The sequence below is a fragment of the Cellulomonas sp. HD19AZ1 genome (assembly GCF_004535805.1).
GTDB classification, from domain to species: domain Bacteria; phylum Actinomycetota; class Actinomycetes; order Actinomycetales; family Cellulomonadaceae; genus Cellulomonas; species Cellulomonas iranensis.
Genome location: NZ_SPHX01000001.1, coordinates 292,233 through 311,166 on the forward strand (window position 1 = coordinate 292,233; position 18,934 = coordinate 311,166).

Consider the following 18,934-nt stretch of genomic DNA (forward strand, 5'->3'; position numbering starts at 1 on the left):
GATCGGTCGTAGCCGGTCGTCCGGGCCCGGCGCGTGGCCGTGCGCCGGAACGACGACAGGGCCGCCGCGAACGGTCGGCCCTGTCGGGTGGTGCGGGAGGCGTCGCGGGGGTGCGACGCGGGTGCGGTGGTTCAGCCGGCGCGGCGCTGGCGCGCGGTGCGGCGCTTGAGCGCGCGGCGCTCGTCCTCGGACAGGCCGCCCCAGACGCCGGCGTCCTGACCGGTCTCGATCGCCCACTTCAGGCACGTGTCGACGACGTCGCACCGGCGGCACACGGCCTTGGCCTCCTCGATCTGCTGGAGGGCCGGACCGGTGTTGCCGATCGGGAAGAAGAGCTCGGGGTCCTCGTCGAGGCAGGCTGCGCGGTGGCGCCAGTCCATGGGATCTCCTTGGGCGCACGCCTGCCCGGCGCGCCCCGAGGGAGCGCGCGGCCGCAGGCATGGAGTCAGTGGTGGGGGGAACGTGCTTGCTCAAGCGTCACACCGGGTGCCGTCGACGCACAAGGGTTACGGCAACGTTTCATCATCGTGACCTCTGAGGCGTTGGTCACATTCTCGCGTCGTCGGGCTGTGACCCGTCGCGGGGGCGCGCCGTGACGGCGCGCCGAACTCGGCCGAACGTCCAGGTCAGAGCCACTCGTCCCGGTCCAGGCCCGTGACCTGGGAGATCGCTGTGTCGTTCACCCCGCCGTCACCTCGGCGCCGCCGTCCCGCGTCGCCCGCGGGTGGTCGGCCGCAGGCGTGCCCGAGTGATCGTGACGTGGTTCACGCGAGACCCGGGACGTCTTTCCCGGTCGCGTCGTCGAGACGTGTGGTCGGGCGGGCGCGCCGGATCTGGTATGGCCCCGCCGTGTCGTGGCGTGCGCGCTCCCGGAGGCCTGCCGCGGGCCCGCGCGAGCGGGTCGTGGGGCCGCGCAGGTGCGAGCCGGACCGCCGCACCCGGGTCCGACGACCGACGTCCGAGGTGCGACGTCCTAGGGTCGTCGCATGCCCACGCCCCCGTCGTCGCATCCCCCGTTGCTCGTCGTCGCGTGCGGCCTCGTGCTCCTCGAGGCGCTCGCGCTCGGGGCGGCGGCCGTCGTCGGCGTCGTGTCGCTGGGTGGCGGGGGCGACGTCGGCCCCGTCCTGTTCCTCGTCCTCCTCGCGCTGGGGGCGGCTGCGCTGCTCGTCGGTGCTGTCCGCGGGCTCTGGGGCGGGCGTCGCTGGCCCCGCGGACCGGTGCTCACGGTCCAGCTGTTCGTCGTGGTGGCCGCGACCACCTGGTGGCGTGCCGGCGGGGGAGCGCTCGCGCTCGTGCCCGTCGTCGTCGCCGTCGTCGTCGGTGCTGCGCTGCTCGTCCCCTCCGTCGTCGCCGCGACGTCGTCCACGGGGCGGCGCACGGACTGAGGCGCACGGACCGAGACGTCTCGGCCGGCGGCCCGTGATGCGTCCGCTCAGGACGTGCGCGGGTGGTCGTCGACCTGGACGCGGACGAGCCTGCGGTCGTGTCGCAGCACGCCTCGGCCCGGGACCCGCACGCCCGGGTCCGTGTGCAGCGCGGACCCCGCGCCGAGCAGGTCGGCCGCGGCCGGACCGTGTGGGTCGAGGACGAGCACCTGACCGTGCCGCAGCACCGCGGGCACGACCCCGCGGAACGCGGTCGCGGCGTGCTCGGTGGTGGTCGCGACCGCGGCGACGCGGGGCCGCCCCGAGCGCAGCGCGCGCTCGACGCCCGCGGCGGCCTCGGGTGCGAGGCGCTCCAGCTCGTCGAGGTCGTCGACGACGAGCAGCGGCCCGCCCGTCGTGCTGTCCCCGGGGTCGTCGAGCAGGTCCGCGAGGGCGTCGGGCCCGACCCTACGGACGGGCGACGCGTCCGCCGGCACGCACCGCGGCGCCTCCACCGGGCCCGGGTGGTCGGGCGGTGCTGCCGGGTCGGGCTCGCGCGTCGTCACCAGGACGACCCGTTCGCCGCCCCGGGCGGCGGCGAGCGCCCGGGTGTGCAGCGTGGTGGTGCGGCCGCTACCGTGCGGTCCCGCCACGAGCAGCGGCCGCGTGCCGTCGACGAGGACCGGTGCGCCGCCGTCCCCACCGGTGCCCAGCCGGCGGTCGCACGCCCCGGCCGGCGCGAGCGACCGTTCGGGAAGGAGAGCGATCCGCAAGGGTGCCGCGCGCGCGTGGTCGTGCGGCACCGGCGTCCGCGACGGCGTCACCACGTGGGCGACGGCCGTCCCGGTCGGCGTGGACGCGACCGCGCGGCCCGCGCTCGTGCGCGGCCCCGTCAGGTCAGGGGGCACGCCCGCCTGCGGGTCGAGGGCCGGGTCGGCGACGGGCAGGACGAGCCGGGTCGGGAACGTGCCCAGCAGGCGGGTGAGCGCCGCGACGACCGGCCCCGCCGCGGCGACGTGCACGCCCGCGGGCGGGCGCCGCAGGAGGGCGGCGAGCAGGTCGGCGCCGAGCCCGCGGGCGTGCCTGGCGAGGTCCTCGAGGAGGACGTCGAGGCCGTCGAGCAGGAGCACCTGCGGCGCTCCCGCCGGCTCGTGCGGGTGCACGAGCCGGTCGAGCAGCAGCAGGCAGCGGTGCAGGTCGTCCAGGGGCACGACGGTGCCGACGGCTCCGGCCGCGGCCGCGTGCAGGCCGGCGACGGCGCGGTCGGGGAGCCCGACGGCGTGCACGTGGGCGCCGGCGTGCAGCGCGTGCGTGCCGGCCGTGAGCAGCGTGGTGGAGCGGCCCGACCGGGGCCCGCCCAGCACGAGCAGCGGCCCGCCGTCGAGCCGCCAGCGGACCTCGGCACGGCGCTGCTCGTCGGGCAGGTCGGCGACCGCGACGAGCAGCCCGTCGTCGCGCGCGGGCGCACCCACGGCGTCGGCCGGCAGGTGCCGGGGCAGCGCCGGGGTCCACGGCACGCCGGGCCCGCGCTCCCCGGCCGCCGCGCGGCACGCGGCGACCCAGGCCGCGACGTCGTCGACGGCGCCCGGGGCGGTGTCGGGTCGCCACGTGCCGCCCGGGCGACCGGCCAGCCGGACCGGTGCCGGCGCGCGACCGTGCCGTGCACGCGCGACCTGGACCGCGACGGCGGGACGCCGGCCGACGCGCAGCAGCGCCCGGCCGGGCGCCGCCGGGTCCAGGGCGGCGGCGTCGGGGACGCCGAGCGCGTCGCGCGAGTCGGCCTCGTCCGCGACGCGCAGCGCGATCCGCAGGTTGACGTTGGCCCGCAGGTCGGCAGGGACCGCACCGGCGGGACGCTGCGTCGCGAGCACGAGGTGCACGCCGAGCGCGCGGCCCTGCGCGGCCAGGCGGGCGAGCGCGGCTCCCGCCTCGGGCAGGTCGTCGACGAGCGCGCGGAGCTCGTCGACGACGACGACGAGGCGGCCGGGCGTCGCCGGGTCGGCCGGGTCGAGGTCGGAGACGTCGGTGTGCCCGGACGCCGCGAGGAGCTGCTCGCGGCGACGCACCTCGGCGCGCAGGCCCGCGAGGGTGCGGCGTGCCGACGCGACGTCGAGGTCGTGGACGTGGTCGACGACGTGCGGCAGGCCCGCGAGCGGGCCCAGCCCGGTGCCGCCCTTGAAGTCCACCAGGAGGAGGGCGAGGCGCTCCGGCGGGTGCGTCAGCGCGAGTGCGAGCGCGAGCGTCGTGAGCAGCTCGGACTTGCCGGACCCCGTGGTGCCCGCGACGAGCACGTGCGGCCCGTCGCGCACCAGGTCGAGCCGGACCGGTCCCGCGGCGGGCGCCGCCGGGTCGACGCCGACGCTCGCGACCGGGCGGTGCCGGCGGGCGCCGCGGAGCCAGGCGCTCGACACGGCGTCGGCGGTCGCGGCGGGCAGGCCCGGCAGCGCGCCGAGCACGGGGGCCGCCCCGTCGTCGTGCGGTGCCACCGGGGGCCCGGCCGTCAGGGACCCGTCGTCGGGCCCGACGGTCCGCCCGGCCGCCGCGCTCCGCCACGCCAGCGCGGCGGCCGCACGCGCCTGCGCGTCGGCCACCGCGCGCGAGACACCCTCCACGACCGGCTCGACGCACGCCGCCGGTCGGGGCGCTCGCCGCCGTCGCGCGTCGTCGCACGCGTGCGGGCGCGACGGCAGGGCGACGACCGTCGGCACCCAGGCGGGGACCCGCTCGCCCGGAGGCACGACCAGGAGCAGCAGGGTGCGCGGTCCGGTCGACGCCCACCACCCCGCGAGGTCGCTGCCCGCGCCGTCGACGACGACGAGGGCGTCCGCGTCGGGACGGGGGAGGTCGTGCGACGGGTACCACCAGCGGGCCCAGGCCCAGTCGTCACCCGGGGCAGACCCGGCGGGACCGCGCAGGACGAGCGAGGTGCTCGTCGCGGCCCCCAGGCTGCGCAGCACCAGGGCGCGCGCGGTCGCCAGTGCCGCCGCGCGTGGCCCGACCAGCGCGATCGCGCGGTCGGCCGGCCACGAGCGGCGGTCGCCGGGAACGGGGGCGGGGCGACCGCGCACCGCGGCTGCCGTCGCGACGCGCAGCGCGGCCACGTCCCGTGCGGGGCGGCTCTCGTCGGCAGCGTGCGCCGGGGGCGCGCCATCCTCCGTGTCGTCGTCCGTGCCGCCGCGGTCACCGCGCGGCGCGTCCGGCGTCCGCAGGGCCGCGACGAGCGCGAGCAGCCCGACCCCGGCCGTGAGGAGCAGCAGCGGCTGACGCATCGCCACCGCGAGGCCGACCGCACCGGCGGTCGAGGCGACGGTGGTCCAGGCCCACGGGGGGAGCCGCCGGCGGCGGCCCGGCGGCGGTGCCACGCCCGGCCCGCGGACCTCGAGGACCGACGCCCCCACGCGGAGCGGGCGGTCGGCGCGCCACGCCGCGCCGCCCGGCGGTCCCGGCAGCCGCCACGCCGACGGGCGCGTCGACGCACCGAGCGTCGTCACGTCCCCGCGCGGGCGCGGACCACGACGGGTGCGGACCCTGACGCGACGCCCGCGACGGCGGACCCGCAGCACCAGGCCGGTGAGCGTCGGGTCGTCGACAACCAGGGTGGCGCCCGGGCCGGGGGGCGTCCGCCAGGTGTGCCGTCGGCCCGGCGTGCTCGGGCCGTGCGGGCCGCGGACCGCGATCTGCGCGCCGTCGGGCAGTGCGAGCACGCGACCCGCGTCGGGCCCGGCGACGACCGCGACGTGCGCGTCGGCGGCGACGGCCTCGGCCAGCCCGTCGGAGGCCGCGCGCGGGTCGTGCCCACGGGCGAGCCGCGCGCCGGGCAGCAGCGGCGGGGCGCCGACGGGGTGGTCGTCGGCGAGCGCGTGGCCGTCCACCGTCAGCGCGACCCCGGGGCCCGCCCACCCGGCGTCGCCCGTGAGCACCGCGAGGTGGCGTCGCAGGTCGCCCAGCGGCAGACCGGGCAGGGCATCGACGTCGAGCTCGTCGGGGCCGTCGAGGGGCGAGGACAACGAGAGGCGCACGTCGCCAGCGTCGCGCGCGCGGCGTGACGCACCACGGCCCGGTGCGGGACGACGTGGACGACGTCTTCCTGCACCGGGCCGTGGTCGGTTCGGTGCCGCGCCGGGCCCTCCACCCGTCGCGGCACCGGACCCTCAGTCGACGCCGAGGGCCGCCACGGGCGGCGTCCGCGCGGCCGACCGCGCCGGCAGCGCCGAGGCCACGAGCCCCGCCAGCAGCGCGACGACCATGACCACGGCGACGTGCGCCCACGGGACGTGCAGGCGCAGGTCCCCGAACTCGCCGAACACCGTCGCGGCCCCCGCCCAGCCGTAGAGCAGGCCGAGCACCGTGCCGATGAGTGCACCGACACCCGCGATGAGCATGCCCTCGGTCGCGAGCATCCAGCGCAGCCCGCGTCGCGACAGCCCCACGGCACGCAGCGTCGCCGACTCCCGGCGGCGCTCGATCACCGACAGCGACAGCGTGTTCGCGACGCCGACGAGCGCGATGATCACCGCGACGCCCAGCAGCCCGATGACGACCGCGAGCGTCACCTCGATGATCTGCTCGTTGCTCTGCCGCTCCGCGGCCGAGCTCGTCAGCACCACGTCCTGCTCGACGAGCAGGTCGTTCACGTCGAGCAGCGTCCGCGCGGCGTCCGCACCCGGGGACAGCCGCACGAGCACCGAGCTCGCCGCGTCCGGAAGCCCCACGAGGTCGGCCGCCTCGGGCGTCAGCAGCAGGTCGTCGACCCCGCGCGTCGTCACCGGGACGGTCTGCGTCCTGCCGCCCGGGCCCGTCATGGTCGCCGAGGACCCGGTCGCGTCCGCGAACCACGCCGGCACGACGCTGCGGCCCGCGGCGATCGCGTCGGCCGCGGGGGCGTCCCGCAGCAGGTGCGCCGCGCTCGCGTCGACCACGAACGCCTGCACGGGCGCCTCCTTCTCGCTCTGGACGACCGCGCTGCGCGTCGGCACGACCTCGGCGACCCCGTCGACCTCGGCGATCCCGCGCACCATGTCCTCGGGGAACGCCTCGCCGTCGGAGCCCTGCACCACGAGGTCGACGGGCCCGCGCTCGTCGAACTCGCGCGCGAGCGAGACCTGCGCCGACGTCGCGCCCGTGGTCATCATCACCACGAGCGTCACGCCGATGACCAGCGCGGTGCTGGTCGCGGCGGTCCGGCGCGGGTTGCGCACGGTGTTGGCGGCGGCGAGCCGCGCGCTCGTCGAGATCCTGGCGACGGGCCGGCCGACGGCCGACACGACCTTCGGGATCCACAGCGCCGCACCGACCAGCAGCCCGACGAACGACGTCGCACCGCCGAGCACGCCGACGGCCAGCGGCAGCATGCCGTCGACGCCGATGCCCTTGCGCGCGAGCAGGACCGCGCCCACGAGCGCACCCAGGCCGCCCACGGTGAGCAGCAGCGAGAAGCCGAACCGGATCCTGCCCGGGCGCGCCCGCACGCTCGGCGCGTCGGCCGGGCGCAGCGCGGCGACGGGGGCGACGCGGGTCGCGGCACGCGCCGGCACGAACGCCGCGCCCACGGTGACCAGCGTGCCCACCAGGATCGGCAGCAGCACGTTCGCGACCGTCGGGTGCGCGGTCGTGGGCAGCGGGACACCGCCCTGCGAGCGGGCCAGCAGCGACAGCGCGCCCTGCGCGAGCCCGAGACCCAGCAGCACGCCGGTCGCGCTCGCCGCGACCCCGAGGATCGCGGCCTCGAGGAGCACCGACGTGCGCAGCTGCCCGCGGCGCGCGCCGACGCACCGCAGCAGCGCGAGCATGCGCGTGCGCTGCGCGACGAGCACCTGGAACGTGTTCGAGATGACCAGGGCCGCGACCAGCAGCGCGACCGCCGCGAAGCCGAGCACGAGCATCATGATGGCGTTGCCGCCGCCCGTGTACTCCTTGACGGTCTTCTCGGCCGCCTCGTCCCGCGTCAGCACCTCGCCGTCCGGGAACGCGCTCGCGAGCGCCGTGCGCACCTGCTCGACGTCGCCGTCGACGGCCACGGTCATGCCCATGACCGCGAGCTCCGACGGGTCGTCCGCGCCGTTCCAGCGCGCGATGTCCTCGAACGTCGCGAGCCCGGCGCCGCCGTAGCCCGCCCACGCCCCGCGCGGGTCGTCGACCAGTCCGACGAGCGTGAGCTCGTCCGTCATGTCGACGGGCTCCGGGTCGGTCTGCGGCTCGTCCGTCCCGGCGGCGTCGACCGTGTCGGCGGTCTCTGGCCACACCGTCCAGCTCGTGGTCAGGGTGTCGCCGACGCCGACGCCGAGGCGTTCCGCGGTCGGTGCGGGGATCGCGACCTCACCGGGCGCGGCGGGTGCGCGGCCGTCGACGACCTCGACCGACGCGAGCCCGGGGTCGGAGGGTGCGGGCACGACGGTCTGCGAGGCCGTGCGGCGGCCGCTCTCGAAGCGCGCCCAGCTCGCGAGCAGCGGGTCGGCGGCGCGGACGCCGGGGACGTCGCGCACGCGCTCCGCCGCACCGGTCAGCTCACCGGAGTCGGACAGCAGCACGAGGTCCGCCGTGCCGTACCGCGCCGTGATCGAGTCGTACCCGCCACGCGTGATCGCGTCGCCGGCCGCGAGCGTCGCGGTCACGAACGCCGAGCCGAGCACGATGGCGATGCCCGCCGCGACGAGCCGGGGCAGGCTCCGCCGCATCTGGGCGAGGGTGAGGCGCAGCATCAGCGCAGCCCCCCCGCGGGGGCCTGGACCACGGGGGTCGCGCCGGTCGGCGTGCCGGCCGGCGCCTCGAGCACGCGCAGGCCCTCGAGGCCCGCGAGCACCGACTCGGGCGTCGGGTCGGCGATGTCGCCGGCGATGCGGCCGTCGGCGAGCAGGAGCACGCGGTCGGCGTACGCGGCGGCCGTCGGGTCGTGCGTCACCATGATGATCGTGCGGCCCAGCTCGCGCACCGAGCGGCGCAGGAAGCTCAGCACCTCGGCGCCCGAGCGGGAGTCGAGGTTGCCGGTCGGCTCGTCCGCGAACACGACCTCGGGCTGCGTGATCAGCGCGCGCGCGATCGCGACGCGCTGCTGCTGACCGCCGGACAGCTCGCTCGGCCGGTGCGTGAGCCGCTGCTGCAGCCCGAGGGTCGCGACGAGCGTGTCGAACCACGCCTTGTCGGGCTTGCGGCCCGCCAGGTCGAGCGGCAGCACGATGTTCTGCTCGGCCGTGAGCATGGGCAGCAGGTTGAACGACTGGAACACGAAGCCCACGCGGTCGCGGCGCAGACGCGTCAGCGCGTCGTCGTTGAGCGACGTGATCTCGGTCTGCCCGAGGTGCACCGTGCCGGACGTCGCGTCGTCGAGCCCCGCCATCAGGTGCATGAGCGTGGACTTGCCCGAGCCCGACGGGCCCATGATCGCGGTGAACGCGCCCGTGGCGAAGTCGACGTCGACGCCGTCGAGCGCACGCACGGCCGACGCGCCGGACCCGTAGACCTTGGTGAGCGCACGGGCACGGGACGCGGGGGTGCCGTCGGCCGGCCGGTCGAGCGGGCGGGGGGCGGAGGTGTCCAACGGGGTGCTCCTGTCTCGAAGGTGTGCACCCAGCCTCGCGTCCGACGACCCCGAGGCGCGTCCCGCCGTGGGTGGGTCCTGCGGCCGACCCCGTCATCCCACGGCCGCACGGGCGGTGCGACCAGGGGGCGGACCTGCGGCCCCGCGGGTCAGGCCCCGGGCCGGACCAGCCCGGTCTCGTACGCGGTGACGACCGCCTGCACGCGGTCGCGCGCGCCGAGCTTGGCGAGGATGCGGCCCACGTGCGTCTTGACCGTCGCCTCGGCGACGTACAGGTCCTGCCCGATCTCGGTGTTCGAGCGGCCGCGCGCCATGAGCACGAGCACCTCGCGCTCGCGGTCCGTCAGCTGTGCGACCGCCTGGTGCGCGGGGTGGTCCGCCGCGGCCGCCTCGTCCTCGGGCAGCGCCGTGACCAGGTGCTCCAGGAGCCGGCGCGTGCTCGACGGCGCGATCACGGCGTCGCCGCGGTGCACGGTCCGGATCGCCGCCAGCATTTCCTCGGGCGGTGCGTCCTTCAGCAGGAAGCCGCTCGCGCCGGCGCGGATCGCGGCGAGCACGTACTCGTCGAGGTCGAACGTCGTGAGCACGATGACCTTGGGGGCCGGCAGCTCGGGCGTCGCCCTCGCCACGATGCGCTCGGTCGCCTCGAGTCCGTCCATCGCGGGCATGCGGACGTCCATGAGCACGACGTCGACGGGCCCGGTCGCGGTGCGCGCCGCCGGGTCCAGCGCGCGCACGGCCTGCGCGCCGTCACCCGCCTCGACGACGACCTCGAGGTCGGGCTGCGAGTCGATGACCATGCGGAAGCCCGCGCGGACGAGCTGCTGGTCGTCGACGAGCGCGACGCGGACGGGCGGGACGGTGCCGCTGCTCGGGGTGCTCACGAGGGGGATCCTCCCGCAGGTGTCGTGGTGGGCTCGCCCGGCGCGCCGGGTGTGGGCAGCGTCGCACGCACGCGGAACCCGCCGCCGGGGCGGGGCCCCGCGGTGACGGTGCCGCCGAACATCGTCGCGCGCTCGCGCATCCCGAGCAGCCCCTGCCCGAGCCCGTCGGTGCCGGCCGACGCCCCGCGGCCGTCGTCGCTGACCTCGAGCGCGACGGCCGTGGGCTGCCACTGCAGCATGACCGTCACGGACGGGTCGGGGCCGGCGTGCTTGAGGATGTTGGTGAGGGACTCCTGCGCGATCCGGTAGATCGTCAGCCCCGCACCGGGCGGCAGGTGGCGCGGCTGCCCCAGCCGCACGTGGGAGATGCGCATGCCGCTCGCGCGCATCTGCGCGACGAGCTGCTCGACGTCCTCGACCGAGGGCTGGGGCGTCACGGTGGCGGTCGAGGCGCGCACGTCGGGCGCGTCGTCGGCGGTCGCGGTCGGCAGGACGCCGGGGGCGCCCGCCGTCGCGGGTGCCGGGGCCTCGCGGAGCACGCCCAGCAGGCGGCGCATGTCGGTCAGCGCGGCGCGGCCCGTCTCGGCGATCGTGCCGAGCGCGCGCGTCGCCGCGTCGGGGTCGTGCACGGCCGCGTACCGGCCGCCGTCGGACTGCGCGATGATCACCGAGAGGCTGTGCGCCACGATGTCGTGCATCTCGCGCGCGATGCGCGCGCGCTCGGCGGCCGTGGCGATGATCGCCTGCTGGTCGCGCTCGACCTCGAGCCGCTGCGCGCGGTCGACGAGCGCCTCGAGGTGCTCGCGACGGCTGCGCCGGACGAGACCGAACGCCCACGCGACGAGGAACAGGCTGCCCGCGAACATCGCGATGAACACGGCGATGCCGGGGGAGTACGGCATGCCGATCATGCCGCCCAGGACCGCCGACCCGACGAGTGCTCCCGCCATGGCGGTGCGGTGCGCCCAGCGCGGGCCGTGCAGCGCTGCCGAGTACAGCGCGAAGGGCACCACGAAGTCCGTCGGGACCATCGGGACCCGCGCGACCAGGTGCAGCAGCGCGCACGTGTAGACGATCGCGACGGACGCCGCGGGGCGGGTGCGGCGCCAGGCCAGCGGCACGACCATGCCGAACGTGCTCAGCGAGACGACGAACGCGGGCAGGTCCGACAGCTGGTTCGCCACGAGCCCGATCGACGGCGGCACCAGGACCACCGTGAGCAGGGCCGCCATCGTGAGGTCGACGCCGAAGCGGTGCTGGTCCTCCCACTGCCACATCCGGTCCCACCACGACATCCCACGAGCGTAGGCGGCGTCACGGCCGCGGTCGTGCGCCCGCGGGCTGATCGTGCGGCCGGGCGGCGTCCGTCCACGGGTGCAGCGGGCGCGGCGGCGACGCGGGCCGCGGCCGGCGTCGCGGCGTGGATCCTCTCGGCGCGTCGGGGACCTGGGGCTGGCGGGAGAGGGGAGTACGTGACCTAGCATGGCGGAATGACCCAGGTGCTGCTGGCCGAGGACGACCCCGCGATTGCCGAGCCTTTGGCGCGCGCGCTGGGGCGTGAAGGCTACGACGTGCGCGTGCAAGGAACGGGTCAAGGCGCGATCGACGGTGCGGCGGGCGCCGACCTCGTCGTCCTCGACCTCGGGCTGCCCGACATGGACGGCCTCGACGTCGCCCGGGCGATCCGGGCGCAGGGGCTGACCACGCCGGTCCTGGTCCTGACGGCCCGCGCGGACGAGGTCGACCTCGTCGTGGGCCTCGACGCGGGCGCCGACGACTACGTGACCAAGCCGTTCCGGCTCGCCGAGCTCCTCGCCCGCGTGCGGGCGCTGCTGCGGCGCACGGTCGGCGACCCGGGCGACGAGGAAGAGCTGCACGCGCAGGACGTGCGCGTCGACGTCGCGGCCCACCGCGCGTTCCAGGGCGAGCGCGAGCTGCACCTCACCGCCAAGGAGTTCGACCTGCTGCGCGTGCTCGTGGCCGCGGCGGGCACGGTCGTCGCGCGCGAGACGCTCATGCGCGAGGTGTGGGGCTCCGACCCGACCGGGTCGACCAAGACCCTCGACATGCACGTGTCGTGGCTGCGGCGCAAGCTCGGCGACGACGCGAACGCCCCGCGCTACGTGACGACCGTGCGCGGCATGGGCTTCCGCTTCGAGACCGGCGGCGCCGCGCCCGAGGTCGCGCCGCCGGGCCCGTTCGACCAGGTCTGACGTGCGTCGTCGGGTCCTGCAGGCGACCATCGCGGCGGTGACCGTCGCGGTCGTGCTGCTCGGCTTCCCGCTGGCCTTCCTGGGGGCGCAGCTGGTGCGCGAGAACGAGGTGCGCAACCTCGAGGTCCGCGCGGTCTCGGTCGCACGGACCGTCGACTTCCGCGTCGAGCGCGAGATCGCGCTGTCCAACCGCATGCTCGAGCCGTACACCGGCGGCGGGGGCGACATCGCCGCGACCGTCGTCGTGCGCACGGCCGACGGCGAGACGTACCGGGCCGGTCCGGCGGTCGACGGGCGGCGGCTCACGGTCCAGGACACGTCCGACACGGGCGCGACCGTCCTGCTGTACGTCTCCTGGTGGGACGTCTTCTGGCCGTCGGTGCAGGTCATCGCCCTGGTCGTGGTCGCGGCGGTGGTCGCGTTCGCCGCGGGCATCGCGATGGCGATCTGGCAGGCCAACCGGCTCGCCGCGCCGCTCGTGTACCTCGCGGCGTCCGCCGAGCAGCTGGGGTCCGGGCAGGTGCGGCCCCAGCTCGAGCCGTCGGGCGTCGAGGAGATCGACCTCGTGGCCGCCGAGCTCGCGCGCAGCGCCGACCGCATGGCCGGCCGGCTCGCCGCCGAGCGGCAGTTCGCGTCCGACGCGTCGCACCAGCTGCGCACGCCGCTGACCGCGCTGTCGATGCGGCTCGAGGAGATCATGCTCGCGGCGGGCGAGGAGGAGGTCCGCGAGGAGGCGCGCATCTCCCTCGAGCAGGTCGAGCGCCTCGTGCGCGTGGTCGACGACCTGCTGGCCAGCTCGCGCCGCGCGCAGGGCGGCACCACCGAGGCGGTGCCGCTCGTCGAGGTCGTGCACCAGCAGGAGGAGGAGTGGGCGCCCACCTTCGCGGCGGCCGGGCGTCGTCTCGTGGTCGACGTCGACCCGTCGACGCAGGTGCTCGCGACCCCGGGCGCGCTCGCGCAGGTGCTCGCGACGCTCATCGAGAACTCCCTCAAGCACGGGGACGGCACCACGACGGTGCGGGCGCGCGCCGGCGGGTCGTCCCACGCGGTGGTGGTCGAGGTCGGCGACGAGGGCGCGGGCGTGCCCGACGACCTCGCGTCCCGCATCTTCGAGCGCGACGTCACCTCGGGGGCCGGCACGGGTCTCGGGCTCGCGCTCGCGCGCGACCTGGCGAACGCCGACGGCGGGCGGCTCGAGCTCGCGCAGCGCCGCCCGGCCGTGTTCGCGCTCTTCCTGTCAGGCGTGCCGGCGTCCTTGCGTCCCGACGTGGTGCTCCCGCGCGGCGCGGTCGTGTCGGTGCGTCGCGACCGCCGTCGATGAGGGTGAAACGGGCAAAACGGGTCACACCGCGCGGTCGTCGGCGCGCTTCGCGGCTAGGCTCCCTGGCACGTCGTCAGGACGTCGCCGTGAGGAGGGGGATCCGTGCAGGAGCTCGCACCGTCGTTCCAGACCTACGCCTGGGGGTCGTCGACGGCCATCCCGGAGGCGCTCGGGACCGCTCCCGACGGCGGCCCGGTCGCCGAGGCGTGGTTCGGCGGCCACCCGTCCGCGCCGTCGCTCGTCGGCGGCCCCGCGGGTGAGCCGCTCGACGTCGCGATCGCGCAGGACCCGGCTGCGCTGCTCGGCCCCGACGTGGCGTCGCGGTTCGGTCCGCAGCTCCCGTTCCTCCTCAAGCTGATCGCCGCGGCACGTCCGCTGTCGTTGCAGGTGCACCCGAGCATCGAGCTCGCGCAGGACGGGTACGGGCGTGAGGACGCGCGCGGCGTCGCGCTCGACGACCCGCGGCGTGCGTACCGGGACCGCAACCACAAGCCGGAGCTCGTGTACGCGCTCTCGCCCTTCGAGGCGCTCGTGGGGTTCCGCGCACCTCGTCGGACCGCCGAGATCCTGCGCGGGCTCGACCACCCCGTCGCGCGGCAGCTGCACAAGACCGTGACCGCCGACCCGACGCCGTCCGGGGTCCGCGAGGCGTTCACGCGGCTCGTCGGCGAGGGCACGCGCCCGACGCCCCGCGAGGTCTCCGAGCTCGCCGACGAGTTCCGTGCGCGCCTCGTCGCCGGCTCGCCGTCGCCGCGCACCGACCGCGCGGTCGACGTGCTCGAGCGTGCCTACCCCGGCGACCCCGGCGCGGTGACCGCGGTCCTGCTCAACCCGGTCTCGCTGCGCCCGGGAGAGGCCCTGTTCGTCCCGGCCGGCGCCGTGCACGCCTACCTCGACGGCTTCGCGGTCGAGATCATGGCGAACTCCGACAACGTGCTGCGCGCGGGCCTGACGTCCAAGCACGTCGACATCCCCGAGCTGCTGCGCGCCGTCGACTGCGTGGCCGCGCCGCCCATCCGCATCGCGCCCGAGCGCGTCTACGACGCGACCGAGGTGTACTACGTGCCGGTCGACGACTTCGAGCTCTCGGTGACGCAGGTGCCGGGCGGTGGCGTCGTCCGCCTCCCCGGCGTCGGGCCGCGCGTCGTCGTCTGCCTCGAGGGCGACGTCGTGCTGCGGTCCGCCGCGGGTGCCGAGCTCGCCCTGCACGCCGGGCGCGCGGCCTTCGTGCCGGCCGCGGACGGTGCGCTCGTCGTCGCCGGTCACGGGCGCGTGGTCCAGGGCTCGGTGCCGTGACGTGGACAAGGACGGCGCGGCGCGCGACAGCGACTAGGCTCTGCGCCCGTGACTCCTCCGACCGTGGCCGTCGTCGGCGGCGGGCAGCTCGCCCGCATGATGGCAGGCCCCGCGACGGCTCTCGGGCTGCACCTGCGGGTCCTCGCTGAGTCAGCCGACGGGTCTGCGGCGCAGGCCGTGGCGGACGCCCCGGTCGGAGCCGCCGACGACATCGACGCCGTCCTGGCGCTCGTCGAGGGTGCTCACGTCCTCACGTTCGAGCACGAGCACGTCCCCGCGCCGGTGCTGGCGGCCGTCGCCGCGCGCGGCGTGCCGGTCCACCCCGGTCCGGACGCCCTCGTGCACGCGCAGGACAAGGTCGTCATGCGGCGGCGGCTCACGGCGCTCGGAGCGCCGTGCCCCCGCTGGGCGCCCGTCGCCGACGTCGCCGACCTCGAGCGCTTCCGCGCCGCGTCGGGCGGTCGTGCCGTGGTGAAGACCGCGCGGGGCGGGTACGACGGCAAGGGCGTCCGGGTCGTCGATGCCGGTCCGCTGCCCGACGACGTCCTGGCCTGGTGCGCCGCGGCGGCCGACGGCTCCGGCCCCGCGCTGCTCGCCGAGGAGCTCGTCCCGTTCACGCGCGAGCTCGCGGTGCTGGTGGCGCGCACGCCGTCGGGCCGGAGCGCCGTGTGGCCGGTCGTCGAGTCCCTCCAGCGCGACGGCGTGTGCGCCGAGGTCGTGGCGCCCGCGCCGGACCTCGACCCGGCCACCGCGGCGCAGGCCGAGCGCGTCGCGCGCACGGTCGCGGACGGGCTCGGGGTGACCGGCGTCCTCGCGGTCGAGCTGTTCGAGGTGGCCGACCCCGACGGCGGTGCGCCGCAGGTGCTCGTGAACGAGCTCGCGATGCGCCCCCACAACTCGGGGCACTGGACGATGGACGGCGCCGTCACCGGCCAGTTCGAGCAGCACCTGCGTGCCGTCCTCGACCTGCCGCTCGGGGACGTGACGCCGCGGGCGCGCTGGACGGTCATGGCGAACGTGCTCGGCAGCGCGCTCGAGGACCCGACCGACGCGCTCGCCGACGTGCTCGGCGCGGACCCGGGCGCGCGCGTCCACCTGTACGGCAAGCAGGTCCGCCCGGGCCGCAAGCTCGGGCACGTCAACGTGTCCGGCGACGACCTGGACGACGTGCGCGCACGCGCGCGCGCCGCTGCCGCGCGACTGCGCGGCGAGCGACCCCGGAACGGAGGCGCGGCATGAGCGAGGCACCCCTCGTCGGTGTGGTCATGGGATCGGACTCGGACTGGCCGGTGATGTCGGCGGCCGTCGACGCGCTCGCCGAGTTCGGCGTGCCCGTCGAGGTCGACGTCGTGTCGGCGCACCGGCAGCCCGACAAGATGGTCGCGTACGGGCGGGACGCCGCCGGCCGCGGCCTGCGCGTCCTCGTCGCCGGCGCGGGCGGGGCGGCGCACCTGCCGGGCATGCTGGCCGCCGTGACGCCCCTGCCCGTCGTCGGGGTGCCGGTGCCCCTCGCGCACCTCGACGGCATGGACTCCCTGCTGTCGATCGTGCAGATGCCCGCCGGTGTGCCGGTCGCGACCGTCTCGGTCGGCGGTGCGCGCAACGCCGGTCTGCTCGCGGTGCGGATCCTCGCCGCCGGCCCCGGTCCCGAGGCCGAGCGGCTCCGGGACGCGATGACGGACTTCCAGGACGGCCTGCGTGCGCAGGCCGACGCGAAGGGCGAGCGGCTCCGCGCGCGGGCTGCGGGACCCGCGACCGGCTTCACCGCCTGACCCGACGCGCCGCCGGTCCGCGTGACCGCTGGACGTTCGACCTGCGGACCCGGCGTGCCGCACCTACCGTCGGTGGGTGGTACTCGCACCGACCGCCGCGTCGACGGGCGCTCCCGCCGCTCCGTCGCCGCCGGCGCGCCTCGTCTCGCTCGACCTGCTGCGCCTCGTCGCCGCCGTCGGCGTCGTCGTCTACCACTTCACGGCGCGCCGCACGTCGGCGTGGGGCGACGCGCAGCCCGACCTCGTGCCCGACGCGGTGACCAGGTGGGCGTCCTACGGGTCGCTGGGACCGGAGCTCTTCTTCGTCATCTCCGGTTTCGTCATCCTCATGACCGCGTGGGGCCGCACGACGGTCGCCGTCGTCGCCTCGCGGATCGGACGGCTGTACCCGTCGTACTGGGTGGCGGTGCTGCTGACCGGGGCGCTGCTGCTCCTCGTCTGGCCCGAGGGCAAGCACGTGACCCCCGGGCAGGTCGCGGCGAACCTCACGATGCTCCAGGCGGTCGTGGGGGTCGACCACGTCGACGGCGTCTACTGGACGCTGTGGGCCGAGCTGAGGTTCTACCTGCTCATGGGGCTCCTGGTCCTGGTGGGTGTGACGCGGCGCCGGGTCCTGACGGTCGCGCTGCTGTGGCCGCCCGTCGCGCTGCTCGTCCAGCGGCTCGGCGCCGCCGACCTGGCCGAGCTGCTCGTGAGCGACTACGCGCCGCTGTTCGCCGCCGGCATGGCGCTCTACCTCGTGCACCGCGACGGGCACGCGGTCGCGCCGTGGCTGGTCGTGGTCGTGAACACGGCGCTCGCGGTCGTGCTGCGCACCCCGGTGACGGTGCGGGGGCTCGAGCACACCACGGGCGTGGTCCCGTCGACGGCGGGCGTCGCGGCCGCGCTCGCCGCGTGCGTCGTGCTCGTCGCGGTCGTCGCCGTCGTCCCCCTGCCGCGGCTGGACCGCACGTGGCTCGTGAGCGCCGCCGCTCTCACCTACCCGGTGTACCTGGTGCACCAGTACTGGGGGCTGTGGCTGATCTCGCGGACGGTCGAGCACGTGCCCGCGTGGCTGGCGGTGCTCGCCGCGGTCGCGTTCTCGTTCGGGCTCGCCTGGGTCGTGCACCGTCTCGTCGAGGCGCGGTGGGCACCGGTGCTGCGGCGGCGCGTCGAGGCGGCCCTCACCCGGGGTCGGGACGCGCTCCTCGCACGCCTGAACGCCGGCCCGAGGGTCCTCGGTGCCGCTGCCGGCGGGGCGGGCCGGGCGGTGCGTCGAGCGCCGCGGTCCGGCGCCTAGGACCCGGGCGGCCCGCCGACCTGGCCCGGGGGCAGCGTGCCGTCACGCAGGGCGACGAAGAAGTCGGGCGCGCGGTCCGGGTCGAGCAGGACGGTCGAGCCGACGTTGCCGGGTCGGTAGTCCATGCTCGCGATCGGCGGCGTGCCGGTGACGCCCCCCTCGGCGTTGGCGTCACGGAACGCGAGGGCGAGCCGGGCGACGTCGAGGACGTCGGCCTGCTCGTCGAACGTCATCGCCCCCGTGCCCGCCTCCGCGAGCGAGACCTGCGCACGCGGGTCGAAGGCCAACGAGCGCGGGCTGACCTTGCCCATCACGGCACCGATGAGCTGGCGCTGGCGCAGCGCACGTCCGACGTCGCCCGTCGGGTCGGACTTGCGCATGCGCGCGAACGCCAGGGCGGCGGTCCCGTCCACGTCGTGGCACCCCGCGGTCCACACCATGCCCGAGTCCGCGTCGTTCACGTCGGCGTCGTAGCAGAGGTTCACACCCCCGACCGCGTCGACGAGGTGCGCGACCCCGCCCATGCCGATCTCCACGTAGTGGTCGACCGTGAGACCCGTCAGGCCCTCGACGGTCTGCACGAGCAGCGGCGCGCCGCCCCAGGCGAAGGCGGCGTTGAGCTTGGACGCGCCGTGCCCGGGGATGTCGACGTAGGTGTCGCGGGGCAGCGAGATCAGCGCCGTCGGACCGTCGGCCGGCACGTGCAGCAGCAGGATGGTGTCCGTCCGCTGCCCTTCCGTGCCGTCGTCGGCCACGCCGCCGTCGTCCCCACGCGCGTCGGAGCCGGCGAGCAGGTACGTCGTCCCGGGGGTGTCGGGCGCACCGGACAGGGCCGGCGTGTGCTGCAGGCGTCCGTTCGCCCAGACGAGCAGGCCGACCGGCCAGGCGACGAGGACGACGAGCACCACGACGGCCACCAGCGCGGCGACGCGACGACCGCGGCGGCGGTGCGAGGCGCCGACAGGAGGTGCGTTGCGCGGGCCGGTCGGCGACGGGCGGGGCCCCGCGGGCCGGACGGACGGCCCGGCGGCGGGCCGGGTGGCCGTGGCGGCACGCGGCGCGGTGCGCCGCGCGGCGGGCGGGCGTGCCGGTGCCGGACGCCCGGCCGTCGTACGGCCTGGCACGGGGACAGCGCGGGCGCCGGACGGGCGTGCGGCACCCGACGGTGCGAACGATCCGGGTGCGTGGCCCGGGTCGTCGGGCGTGCCGGCCCCGGCTCGACCGGGTGCCTCGTCCACGCCGCGGGCGGGCCCGGGTGACGGCGTCGGCCG

The 18,934-nt window shown here is 76.9% G+C and carries 14 protein-coding genes; 7 read left to right on the top strand and 7 right to left on the bottom strand.

What is annotated here, in order from left to right; genetic code table 11:
• Positions 1 to 131: 131 nt before the first annotated feature.
• The gene (locus E4A51_RS01355; RefSeq protein WP_013117620.1) at positions 132 to 380 is read right to left on the bottom strand and encodes a WhiB family transcriptional regulator; all 249 of its coding nucleotides are present in this window, start codon (positions 378 to 380) and stop codon (positions 132 to 134) included.
• Between the two features lie 606 nt (positions 381 to 986).
• Between E4A51_RS01355 and E4A51_RS01360 the strand changes: the two genes are divergently transcribed.
• On the top strand, positions 987 to 1,385 hold the full coding sequence (locus tag E4A51_RS01360) for a hypothetical protein (protein ID WP_070320280.1): 399 nt from the start codon (positions 987 to 989) through the stop codon (positions 1,383 to 1,385).
• Positions 1,386 to 1,432: 47 nt separating this feature from the next.
• On the opposite strand, the gene E4A51_RS01365 is transcribed toward E4A51_RS01360, so the two are convergent.
• From E4A51_RS01365 to E4A51_RS01385, 5 genes are all read right to left on the bottom strand, one after another.
• Complete coding sequence (locus tag E4A51_RS01365) at positions 1,433 to 5,383, bottom strand: FtsK/SpoIIIE domain-containing protein (protein WP_134850681.1); 3,951 nt, start codon at positions 5,381 to 5,383, stop codon at positions 1,433 to 1,435.
• A gap of 132 nt (positions 5,384 to 5,515) precedes the next feature.
• Complete coding sequence (locus E4A51_RS01370) at positions 5,516 to 8,062, bottom strand: ABC transporter permease (RefSeq protein ID WP_134850682.1); 2,547 nt, start codon at positions 8,060 to 8,062, stop codon at positions 5,516 to 5,518.
• A complete protein-coding gene (locus E4A51_RS01375) occupies positions 8,062 to 8,898 on the bottom strand; it encodes an ABC transporter ATP-binding protein (RefSeq protein WP_046528790.1) in 837 nt (278 codons plus the stop codon). Before E4A51_RS01375 ends, E4A51_RS01370 begins: the two co-directional genes overlap by 1 nt.
• A gap of 149 nt (positions 8,899 to 9,047) precedes the next feature.
• Positions 9,048 to 9,782 (bottom strand): response regulator transcription factor, encoded by a 735-nt coding sequence (locus tag E4A51_RS01380; protein WP_046528789.1) that lies wholly within the window; start codon positions 9,780 to 9,782, stop codon positions 9,048 to 9,050.
• Entirely contained in the window at positions 9,779 to 11,077 is a 1,299-nt protein-coding gene (locus E4A51_RS01385) for a sensor histidine kinase (RefSeq protein ID WP_070320639.1), read from the bottom strand. The genes E4A51_RS01380 and E4A51_RS01385 overlap by 4 nt, the downstream gene beginning before the upstream one ends.
• A gap of 195 nt (positions 11,078 to 11,272) precedes the next feature.
• On the opposite strand from E4A51_RS01385, the gene E4A51_RS01390 reads away from it, so the two are divergent.
• The 6 genes from E4A51_RS01390 to E4A51_RS01415 all read left to right on the top strand — a co-directional run bounded on the left by E4A51_RS01390 (position 11,273) and on the right by E4A51_RS01415 (position 17,663).
• The gene (locus E4A51_RS01390) at positions 11,273 to 11,995 is read left to right on the top strand and encodes a response regulator transcription factor (RefSeq protein ID WP_134850683.1); all 723 of its coding nucleotides are present in this window, start codon (positions 11,273 to 11,275) and stop codon (positions 11,993 to 11,995) included.
• Position 11,996: 1 nt separating this feature from the next.
• Positions 11,997 to 13,316: an ATP-binding protein gene (locus tag E4A51_RS01395; protein ID WP_046528786.1), complete on the top strand. Its 1,320-nt coding sequence runs from the start codon at positions 11,997 to 11,999 to the stop codon at positions 13,314 to 13,316.
• A gap of 102 nt (positions 13,317 to 13,418) precedes the next feature.
• Positions 13,419 to 14,612: a mannose-6-phosphate isomerase, class I gene (gene manA / locus E4A51_RS01400; protein ID WP_070320640.1), complete on the top strand. Its 1,194-nt coding sequence runs from the start codon at positions 13,419 to 13,421 to the stop codon at positions 14,610 to 14,612.
• A gap of 48 nt (positions 14,613 to 14,660) precedes the next feature.
• A complete protein-coding gene (locus E4A51_RS01405; RefSeq protein WP_134850684.1) occupies positions 14,661 to 15,851 on the top strand; it encodes a 5-(carboxyamino)imidazole ribonucleotide synthase in 1,191 nt (396 codons plus the stop codon).
• A complete protein-coding gene (gene purE / locus E4A51_RS01410) occupies positions 15,848 to 16,384 on the top strand; it encodes a 5-(carboxyamino)imidazole ribonucleotide mutase (RefSeq protein ID WP_087508097.1) in 537 nt (178 codons plus the stop codon). The genes E4A51_RS01405 and purE overlap by 4 nt, the downstream gene beginning before the upstream one ends.
• Positions 16,385 to 16,460: 76 nt before the next feature.
• Entirely contained in the window at positions 16,461 to 17,663 is a 1,203-nt protein-coding gene (locus E4A51_RS01415) for an acyltransferase (protein ID WP_167748792.1), read from the top strand.
• Here E4A51_RS01415 and E4A51_RS01420 read toward each other — a convergent pair.
• Complete coding sequence (locus E4A51_RS01420; RefSeq protein WP_082740282.1) at positions 17,660 to 18,571, bottom strand: LCP family protein; 912 nt, start codon at positions 18,569 to 18,571, stop codon at positions 17,660 to 17,662. The genes E4A51_RS01415 and E4A51_RS01420 overlap by 4 nt on opposite strands.
• Positions 18,572 to 18,934 lie beyond the last annotated feature (363 nt).